General features: G+C 61.4%; 8 protein-coding genes and 1 pseudogene. 2 read left to right on the plus strand and 7 right to left on the minus strand.

Annotation, left to right across the window (positions count from 1 at the left end):
* The 7 genes from nirC to argS form a co-directional block, all read right to left on the minus strand.
* Positions 1-564: nitrite transporter NirC (nirC, locus tag AACS18_RS01340; protein ID WP_108613503.1), on the minus strand; the 564-nt coding region annotated here is incomplete at its 3' end.
* 57 nt (positions 565-621) lie between these two features.
* Positions 622-939: a nitrite reductase small subunit NirD gene (nirD, locus tag AACS18_RS01345; protein WP_071914036.1), complete on the minus strand. Its 318-nt coding sequence runs from the start codon at positions 937-939 to the stop codon at positions 622-624.
* Positions 939-3,485, minus strand: a complete 2,547-nt coding sequence (nirB, locus tag AACS18_RS01350) for a nitrite reductase large subunit NirB (protein WP_181363376.1) — start codon at positions 3,483-3,485, stop codon at positions 939-941. Before nirB ends, nirD begins: the two co-directional genes overlap by 1 nt.
* A gap of 263 nt (positions 3,486-3,748) precedes the next feature.
* Positions 3,749-5,077 (minus strand): HslU--HslV peptidase ATPase subunit, encoded by a 1,329-nt coding sequence (gene hslU, locus AACS18_RS01355; RefSeq protein ID WP_108613505.1) that lies wholly within the window; start codon positions 5,075-5,077, stop codon positions 3,749-3,751.
* A gap of 66 nt (positions 5,078-5,143) precedes the next feature.
* Positions 5,144-5,677 (minus strand): ATP-dependent protease subunit HslV, encoded by a 534-nt coding sequence (gene hslV, locus AACS18_RS01360; RefSeq protein WP_005340772.1) that lies wholly within the window; start codon positions 5,675-5,677, stop codon positions 5,144-5,146.
* Between the two features lie 187 nt (positions 5,678-5,864).
* Positions 5,865-6,710 carry an SPOR domain-containing protein gene (locus AACS18_RS01365; protein ID WP_108613506.1) on the minus strand — a complete coding sequence of 282 codons (846 nt, stop codon included), beginning with the start codon at positions 6,708-6,710 and terminating at the stop codon, positions 5,865-5,867.
* A gap of 3 nt (positions 6,711-6,713) precedes the next feature.
* Positions 6,714-8,459: an arginine--tRNA ligase gene (argS, locus tag AACS18_RS01370; protein ID WP_005355547.1), complete on the minus strand. Its 1,746-nt coding sequence runs from the start codon at positions 8,457-8,459 to the stop codon at positions 6,714-6,716.
* A gap of 310 nt (positions 8,460-8,769) precedes the next feature.
* Between argS and AACS18_RS01375 the strand changes: the two genes are divergently transcribed.
* Positions 8,770-9,336 (plus strand): LON peptidase substrate-binding domain-containing protein, encoded by a 567-nt coding sequence (locus AACS18_RS01375; protein WP_100652269.1) that lies wholly within the window; start codon positions 8,770-8,772, stop codon positions 9,334-9,336.
* A gap of 90 nt (positions 9,337-9,426) precedes the next feature.
* A pseudogene (locus AACS18_RS01380) lies at positions 9,427-9,560 on the plus strand (sigma-70 family RNA polymerase sigma factor); the annotation flags it as partial.

Consider the following 9,560-nt stretch of genomic DNA (forward strand, 5'->3'; position numbering starts at 1 on the left):
GGCCAGCAGGCACCACCAGATGGCGATGAAGCGGGCGGCTCCTTCGGTGCGCAGCGCCATCCAGATGGCGAGACAGACCAGCCAGTTGCAGAGGATCCCCTTCATAAACAGGGTCAGGGCCGGAGCCTGGGTTTTGGCCAGCGCTACCTTGTGGGCCAGACTGCCTGCATCCGGCAGCAGGCTGCCGCCGTAGGAGTAGATGAGCGCCACCACGACGGAGCCAATCAGGTTGCCGGCCCAGGTCTGCGGCAGGATGCGCAGCAGGTCGGCCATGGTGATCTTGCCCGTCTTCACCCCGAAGGTGAGGAACATGGTGTGGCCGGTAAACAGCTCGGAGCCAGCGATGATGACGAGCGTCAGGGCGATGCCGAAGGTGGCCCCCATCACCAGCGGACGGATGGCGGGATCCACCAGATTGCCGAGGGTGAAGATGAGGATGATGCCGAGGCCCACATAGGCTCCCGCCATGGCGGAGCTGAGCCAGAAGCCGAGCTTGTCGCTGCGCTCGAAGCGGTTGATGCGGGCCGCGTTGGTGGCGCACTTGTTGATGGTTTCCGTGTACATCTTGTGAGTCCTTGAAAGGGCTGCCCAGAGGCAGCCCTAAAGAGAGTGAATTTGGTTTTAGACGGCGACCCAGATCTGCTGGTCGCGTACTTCAACGGGGTAGCTTTGAACCGACATTGCAGGGTTGTCGAAACAGTGGCCATCGCTCAGGCGAAAGCGCTGCTTCTTGAGCGGGCTGGCGACCCAGAGCTCGCCGTCGTGTTCGCAAATCAGGCCCCGCGACAGCACGTTGGCGGCGAAGAAGGGATCCCGGTTGTCGATGGCGAACACCTCGGCGGCCGCGCTCGGGCGGAACAGGGCGATCTGGCGACCTTCAATGAGTGCACAGACGCCGGTGCCCGGCAGGATATCGTTGAGTTGGCAGGCGAATTTCATCATTTGGTTTCCACCTCGATCTGGTAGACGGGGATGCGCTCGGCCGGGGTCGCCGGTCGGTGCTGGTCGCGCTCGCTGACGAACTGAACGTCCGGATCGCGCTTGTCGCTGTTGATGAAGTGGCTGAAGCGCTTGAGCGCTTCCTCTTCGTTGAGGGTGCGCGACCATTCGCACTCGTAGCTGTCGATCAGGGTCTGGATATCGTGCTCCAGCGTCTCGGCCAGCCCCAGCTTGTCGTCGACGATCACCTCGCGCAGGTAGTCGACGCCCCCTTCCAGGTTGCCGAGCCAGACCGAGGTGCGCTGCAGTTTGTCGGCGCTGGTGACGTAGAACATCATAAAGCGGTCGATCAGCTTGATGAGGGTCTCGCGGTCGAGGTCAGAAGCCAGCAGATCGGCGTGGCGCGGTTTCATGCCGCCGTTGCCGCCCACATAGAGGTTCCAACCCGCATCGGTGGCGATGATGCCGACGTCCTTGCCCTGCGCTTCCGCACATTCGCGGGTACAGCCGGAGACGCCGAACTTCATCTTGTGCGGGGTGCGAATGCCCTTGTAGCGGTTCTCGAGGAAGACCCCGAGGCCAACGCTGTCCTGCACGCCGAAGCGGCACCAGGTGCTGCCGACGCAGGTCTTGGCCATGCGCAGCGCCTTGGCGTAGGCCTGACCGGTCTCGAATCCGGCAGCCAGCAGCTTGCGCCAAATGGCGGGCAGATCATCCTTCTGGGCCCCGAACAGGCCGATGCGCTGGGCGCCGGTGATCTTGGTGTAGAGCTTGTAGTCGCGGGCCACTTCGGCCACCGCCAGCAGCCCCTCCGGAGTCACTTCGCCACCGGCCATGCGCGGGATGACGGAGTAGCTGCCGTCCTTCTGCATGTTGCCGAGGAAGATGTCGTTGGTGTCCTGCAGCGGGATATTGCGCGGGCTCAGCACATGCTCGTTCCAGCAGGAGGCGAGGATGGAGCCGACGGTCGGTTTGCACACCTCGCAGCCATAGCCCTGACCGTGCTTGGCCAGCAGTTCGTCGAAGCTCTTGATCCCCTCCACCTTGACCAGATGGAACAGCTCCTGACGGGAGTGGGGGAAGTGAGCGCAGAGGTGGTTGTTGACCTCGATGCCCTGCTTCACCAGCTCGGCGTTGAGCACCTGGCTGATGAGCGGCACGCAGCCGCCGCAGCCGGTACCGGCTTTGGTGTGCAGCTTGATGGCGGCCAGCGTGGTGTGACCCTCGGCTACGGCCTTGGCGATGTCGCCCTTGGAGACGTCGAAGCAGGAGCAGATCTGGGCGCTCTCTGGCAGGGCATCCACCCCCAGCGTCGGCTTGGCACCGGCGTAGGCAGGCAGGATCAGGGTGTCCGGGTGGCTCGGCAGCGGCAGGGCGTTGAGCATCATCTGCAGCAGGTTGCCGTAATCTTCCACGTCACCCACCAGCACGGCGCCGAGCAATCGGCTGTTGTCCTCGCTCACCACGATCTTCTTGTAGACGCCGGCCTGATCGTCCTGAAACACATAGCTGTGGCTGCCCGGGGTGCGGCCGTGGGCATCGCCGATGGAGCCGACGGAGACGCCGAGCAGCTTGAGCTTGGCGCTCATGTCCGCCCCCTCGAAACGGCTGTCGCCGCCGAGCAGATGGTCGACGGTGATCTGGGCCATCTTGTAGCCCGGTGCCACCAGCCCGAAGAAGCGGCCCTGCCAGGCGGCGCACTCGCCGATGGCATAGATATCGGAGTCGGAGGTGAGGCAGTGATCGTCGATGACGATGCCGCCGCGCTCGGCGATGGCGAGATCACCGTAACGGCCCAGAGTATCTTGCGGGCGAATGCCGGTGGAGAAGACCACTACGTCCACTTCCAGTTGGCTGCCGTCGGCGAAGGCGAGGCGGTGTTTCGCCTGTTCGCCGCCGTGCATCAGGATCTCGCTGGTGCTCTTGCTGGTGTGTACTTGCACCCCCATGGATTCGATCTTGCGGCGCAGCAGCTGGCCGCCCTGACCGTCGAGCTGCTCGGCCATCAGCACAGGAGCAAACTCCACCACGTGGGTCTCGAGACCGAGCGCCTTGAGGGCACCGGCCGCTTCAAGGCCAAGCAGGCCGCCCCCGATCACCACCCCGCTCTTGCCACTCCTGGCGGCGCTGCGGATGGCTTTCAGATCCTCGATGGTGCGATAGACGAAGCACTCGTGGTGCTGACTGCCCGCAATGGGCGGCACCCAGGGGTAGGAGCCGGTGGCCAGCACCAGCTTGTCGTACCCGACCACAGTGCCCTTGTTGGAGTGCACTTCGCGGTTGGCCCTGTCGATTTTTTTCACCGCTTCGCCGAGCAGCAGGCGGATGCCGTGCTTGTCGTAGAAACCGGGTTTGACGAGGGAGAGATCTTCGCTGGTGTGATGGGAGAAGTAGGAGGAGAGATGGACGCGATCGTAGGCGGGACGGGGTTCTGCACCGAAGACGGTGATCTCGTAGCGGCCCGGGTCGGCCCGCTCGATCAACTCTTCGATGAAGCGGTGCCCCACCATGCCGTTACCCACAACGACCAGTCTGACTTTGCTCATGATTGCCTCTAGTTTGGAGTAATAAAACATCATTCTGGGGCTAGGCTACCCAGTCAGTCGGGGCGGGCAATTGATGCAAATCAAGTGTCTATTTATATATCTCGTCAGGGGTAATTCGATAAAATTCAAAGATATACAAAAATAGGTATACCAGTTGAGTGTTTTGCTGCTGGGTGCGAGTGGGACATAGAGAGAAGAGGGCTGGGGCTTAAAATGCAAAACGCCCCCATTTCTGGAGGCGTTTTTTACAAACAGAACTGCGCTTACAGAATAAAGCGGCTCAGATCCTCGTCTTCAATCAGCTTGCCGAGGTGGGCGTTGACGTAGTCGGTGTCGATGACAAAGGTCTCGCCGGACTTCTCGGAAGCGTCGTAGGAGATATCTTCCATCAGGCGCTCCATCACGGTGTGCAGACGACGGGCACCGATGTTCTCGGTACGCTCGTTGACCTGCCAGGCCGCTTCGGCCAGACGGCGGATGCCATCCTGGGTGAACTCGATGTTGACCCCTTCGGTGGCCATCAGCGCCTTGTACTGATCGGTCAGGGAGGCGTTCGGTTCGGTCAGGATGCGCTCGAAGTCATCGGTGGTGAGTGCGGTCAGCTCGACGCGGATCGGCAGACGACCCTGCAGCTCGGGGATGAGATCTGACGGCTTGGCGATCTGGAAGGCGCCGGAGGCGACAAACAGGATGTGGTCGGTCTTGACCATGCCGTGCTTGGTGTTGACGGTGCAACCTTCAACCAGCGGCAGCAGGTCGCGCTGTACCCCTTCACGGGAGACATCCGGGCCCGAGCTTTCGCCGCGCTTGCAGATCTTGTCGATCTCGTCGAGGAAGACGATGCCGTTGTTCTCGACCGCAGCGATCGCTTTCTGCTTCAGCTCTTCCGGATTGACCAGACGGGCCGCTTCCTCTTCGATCAGCGCTTTCATGGCCTCTTTGACCTTGATCTTGCGCTTCTTCTTCTGGTTCTGGCCTAGATTCTGGAACAGTCCCTGCAGCTGGTTGGCCATCTCTTCCATGCCCGGCGGGGTCATGATTTCGACACCCATCGGGGAGGCGGAGAGTTCCAGCTCGATCTCCTTGTCATCCAGCTGACCTTCCCGCAGTTTCTTGCGGAAGATCTGGCGGGTGTTGGAGTTGTCGGCTTTCTCTTCCTCACCCCAGGTGTTGCGCGGGTTGGGCAGCAGGGCGTCGAGGATGCGCTCTTCGGCAGCTTCCTCGGCGCGGTATTTCATCTTCTCCATCTCGGTTTCGCGCACCAGCTTGATGGCGGCATCGGTCAGATCGCGGATGATGCTGTCCACTTCCTTGCCGACATAGCCCACTTCGGTGAACTTGGTCGCTTCCACCTTGATGAAGGGGGCGTTGGCCAGCTTGGCCAGACGACGGGCGATTTCGGTCTTGCCTACACCGGTCGGGCCGATCATCAGGATGTTCTTCGGGGTCACTTCATGGCGCATCTCTTCGTTGAGTTGCATCCGGCGCCAGCGGTTGCGCAGGGCAACGGCAACGGCGCGCTTGGCATCGGCCTGACCAATGATGTGACGATCCAGCTCGTGGACGATTTCTCTCGGGGTCATCTCGGACATGATGGTGTTCCTGTATCCGGGGCGGGCAGTGCCCGCCCCTTGGGAAATTGGGTTTGGCTGGCGGCCTTATTTCGCCGAATAGTCCAGCACTTCGATGGTGTGGTTGCCGTTGGTGAAGACGCAGATGTCGCCCGCAATCTTGAGGGACTTCTCGACAATGGTCCTGGCATCCAGCTCGGTGTTTTCCAGCAGGGCGATGGCGGCGGACTGGGCGAAGTTGCCGCCGCTGCCGATGGCGATGAGATCGTGCTCCGGCTGCACCACGTCACCGTTGCCGGTGATGATGAAGGATTTGTGTTCGTCGGCCACGGCCAGCAGCGCTTCGAGGCGGCGCAGGGCGCGATCGGTGCGCCAATCTTTGGCCAGCGCCACGGCGGCGCGCTCCAGATTACCCTGATGGGCCTGCAGTTTTGCTTCGAAACGCTCGAGCAGGGTGAAGGCGTCGGCGGTACCGCCAGCGAAACCGGCCAGCACCTTGCCGTTATAGAGACGATGAACCTTGCGGGCGTTGCCCTTCATGACGGTGTTGCCAAGAGAGACTTGGCCATCGCCACCGATGACGACCTGACCGTTGCGGCGAACTGAAACTATGGTAGTCACTTTACTTACCTCGCTTGAGCCGAATGACGGCCTGACTGTGCATGGCAAGAAAGATGGGGATGGCAAACGGGCTTTTCAACCCTTCCTTTGGTCTGGATAAACGGGGTAGCAAACAGGGTGGGCGCGAGTGGCACCAAAAAAACAGGGCCGGGTGTTGCCACTCAGCCCTGCGTCATCGGTAAGCGGATTACCCTTTCTTGGGAATGCAGCCGCTGATGCCGGAGCTCTGCAGCTTGCGGTTGGCCGCGTCGGCGGCCGCCTTGCCGCTGAAGGGGCCCACCATCACCTTGTAGACGGTGCCGTTGGCGCCATTGATCACCTGCAGGCTGGAAGAGAGGCCGGCGGTGAAGGCGATACGCGCCTTGAGCGACTCTGCGGAATCCTGCGAGCGCAGGGCGGCGCACTGCATCATGTAGCGACCGCTGTCGGCGGCTGCGGTCTGGGCTGGCGGGGTCGCCGCTTTGGCCTTGGCCGCTTCGGCCCGCTCCCGTTCCAGCTCGGCACGGATCTCTCGCTCCATCCGCTCCCGTTCTGCCTTGCGGTCGATCACCTGCTCTTGCGCGCTGGCAACCGGTGCACCGGAGGTGGAAGGGGTGGTCGCCGGATTGGGCTGATAGGGCTTGGGCTGGCCGATGGGCGTTCCCGGTTGGGGAATGTCGGTCGGCACCGGCTGTGGCAGTTTTTCCGGTTGCAGGGTCATGGTATCTGCCGGTGGTGGCGGCAGCACACCCGGCTGGGTCGGCGGCTCTATGATATCGACCTGCTTGTTCTCAAGCCGTTCGATGTAGCTCCACTTCTCCTGAGGCAGCCCGTTATTCTGCGCTTTTGGCTTGTTGGCCTTTACCTGCTCCTCAATGGTGGGGGCGTCATTGCCCTTGCCATTGATCATGTAAAGGAAGCCACCAAAGCCTGCCAGCAGTGCCACGACCAGCAGCACTGGAATAACAGGAAAGCGGCGAGGGGCCGCTTTCTTGGTATTGCGGCCACCCGCCCGACGTCGCGGGCGGCTGCCGACATAATCCCGGGTTGCCATCTATTACATGCGCTCCAGGGTATGGATGCCCAGTACGCCGAGGCCCAGTTTCAGCACCTTGGCGGTGGCGGCGCACAGCAGCAGACGGCTCTGACGGGTTGCTTCGTCCACGCCATCCTTGTTGATCGGGCAGGCTTCATAGAAGGTCATGAAGTTGCCTGACAACTCGTACAGGTAGGTACAGAGCAGGTGCGGCATGCCTTTGTCGGCCACGCCGTTGACCGCGTCGGAGAACTGGATCAGCTTCTGGGCCAGCACCTCTTCGGCCTCTTCGTTCAGGGTCACGTTGCCGGTCAGCGTCTCGGCATCGATGTTGGCCTTGCGGAAGATGGACTGGATACGGGTGTAGGCGTACTGCAGGTAAGGGGCAGTGTTGCCTTCAAACGACAGCATCAGATCCCAGTCGAAGATGTAGTCGGTGGTGCGGTTCTTGGAGAGGTCCGCATACTTGACCGCGCCCATGGCGATGGCGTTGACCACGTTGGCCTTCTCTTCGGCAGAGAGGTCGCTGTTGCGGCTCTCCAGCAGGGCAGCGGCGCGCTCTTCCGCTTCGTTCAGCAGGTCAACCAGCTTGACGGTGCCACCGGAACGGGTCTTGTAGGGACGACCATCCTTGCCCAGCATCATGCCGAAGGCGTGGTGCTCGAGCGGCACGGATTCCGGCACATAACCCGCCTTGCGGGTGATGGTCCAGGCCTGCATCAGGTGCTGGTGCTGACGCGAGTCGATGAAGTACATGACACGGTCGGCGCCCAGGGTTTCATAACGGTATTTGGCACAGGCGATGTCGGTGGTGGTGTAGAGGAAACCGCCATCGCTCTTCTGGATGATGACGCCCATGGCCTCGCCATCCTTGTTCTTGAACTCGTCCAGGAAGACAACGGTGGCGCCTTCGCTCTCGACCGCCAGCCCCTTGGCTTTCAGGTCGGCAACGATCTCCGGCAGCATGTCGTTGTACATGGACTCGCCCATGATGTCCTTGTTGGTCAGGGAGACATTCAGGCGGTCGTAGTTGATCTGGTTCTGTTCCATGGTCATGTCGACCAGCTTCTTCCACATGGTACGGCAGTACTCGTCGCCGCCCTGCAGCTTGACCACGTAGTTACGGGCACGCTCGGCGAAGGCTTCGTCTTCGTCGTAGCAACGCTTGGCCTGGGTGTAGAAGGCTTCCAGATCCTTGAGTGCCATGTCGCTGGCGTGCTCGTTGGACATCTTCTCCAGATAGGCGATCAGCATGCCGAACTGGGTGCCCCAGTCGCCGATGTGGTTGGCACGGATCACTTTGTGGCCGAGGAATTCCAGCGCGCGCGCCGCTACATCACCGAGTACGGTGGAGCGGATGTGGTGCACCGCCATCTCTTTGGCCACGTTGGGGGCGGAGTAGTCCACCACCACGGTTTGTGGCGCCGGCAACCGTACGTTGGCGTTGGCAGAGGTCACCATGGCCTCGACCTGACCGGCCAGCCAGCGCTGGTCAAAGAAGAAGTTGATGAAGCCGGGACCGGCGATCTCGACCTTGGCGATCAGGTCGGAGGCAGGCAGGTGCTCGATGATGGCCGCTGCCAGCTCACGGGGATTCTTACGGGCCGGTTTGGCCAGCAGCATGGCCAGGTTGGTAGCCAGGTCGCCGTGAGCTTTTTCCTTGCATCGGTCTACTTGCACGCGGGCTTCCAGGTCCGCCGGCAGGACGCCTGCTGACTTGAGATTGGCTACCGTTTGTTCAAGTAGATGATGAATATGCTCTTTCATAACTGACCACCAAGGTTGCGCGTCGAAAAATGACTGATATATAAGGGCGTGAATTTTACCCGCATCGGCCCGAGAAAACTATAGGGATGACCCGCCGCTCGCTGTCGGGCGGATATTTCACTGCGTTTGGCGCCATATTCCAGAATATTGGGCGGAAATTACGGTGCTTATCCATTTCTACTGCATATCGAAGCGGCTTGTCCAGGCTATTTTCCCCTGATTGTTAAGGGTTTTTCCTTTCCGCTGACGGGAATGATCTCCTCCCTCTGGCCCGGCGTATCAACAGAGGTTCCCAACCGAGGAGTTTGCGATGCGACTGGCGCTGTTTCCCCTATCTGCCCACCTGCTGCCCGGCGGCATCATGCCGCTGCGGATCTTCGAACCGAGATACCAGCGGATGATTGCCGAGGCGGGGGAGTCCGGCTTTGCCCTCTGCATGGTGGACCCTCGCCAGCCCGACGCCCTGCGCAACATGCTGCCCATCGCCACCCGGGTCACCATCATCGATTTCGACCGGCTGCCGGACGGCATGCTGGGGATCACGGTGCAGGGGATGGAGCGGGTGCAGATAGAGGATCTGTGGCAGGAGCAGGATGGCCTGCGTATCGGCGAGGTGACGCCGCTGACGGCCTGGCCGCCCCGCCGGCTCCATCCCGATCAGCAACCGCTGGTCGAGGCATTGCGAGAGGTGTTTGCCGACTATCCCGACTATGCCGCCCTCTATCCCGCCCCCTGCTGGGACGATGGCAACTGGGTGGCCCAGCGCTGGCTGGAGGTGCTGCCGATTCCCCCCGAACAGAAGCAGCTGCTGCTGGCCGCTGCCGACAATCAGCCCGCCATCGCCCTGCTCAAGGGGGTTCTGGTGGCCAGTCACTGATTTTTTCCTGACCCGCTGATCCGCCAGCGCCATAGCGCCGTATCAGTCATCACCACAGCATGTTCGACAGCACACCAAAGGGATGGCGCAATGGCATATACTGGCCAACCACACTCGACCATACGCAGGACCTCGCCCGTGATGGATAACCCGGATGGCGACCTCAAATCTCTGCTGATCAGGGTGGCAGAGCAGGCCGACAAGGCTGCTTTTGCCCGCCTGTT

The organism is Aeromonas sp. HMWF015 (genome assembly GCF_963878965.1).
GTDB classification, from domain to species: Bacteria; Pseudomonadota; Gammaproteobacteria; order Enterobacterales; family Aeromonadaceae; genus Aeromonas; species Aeromonas veronii.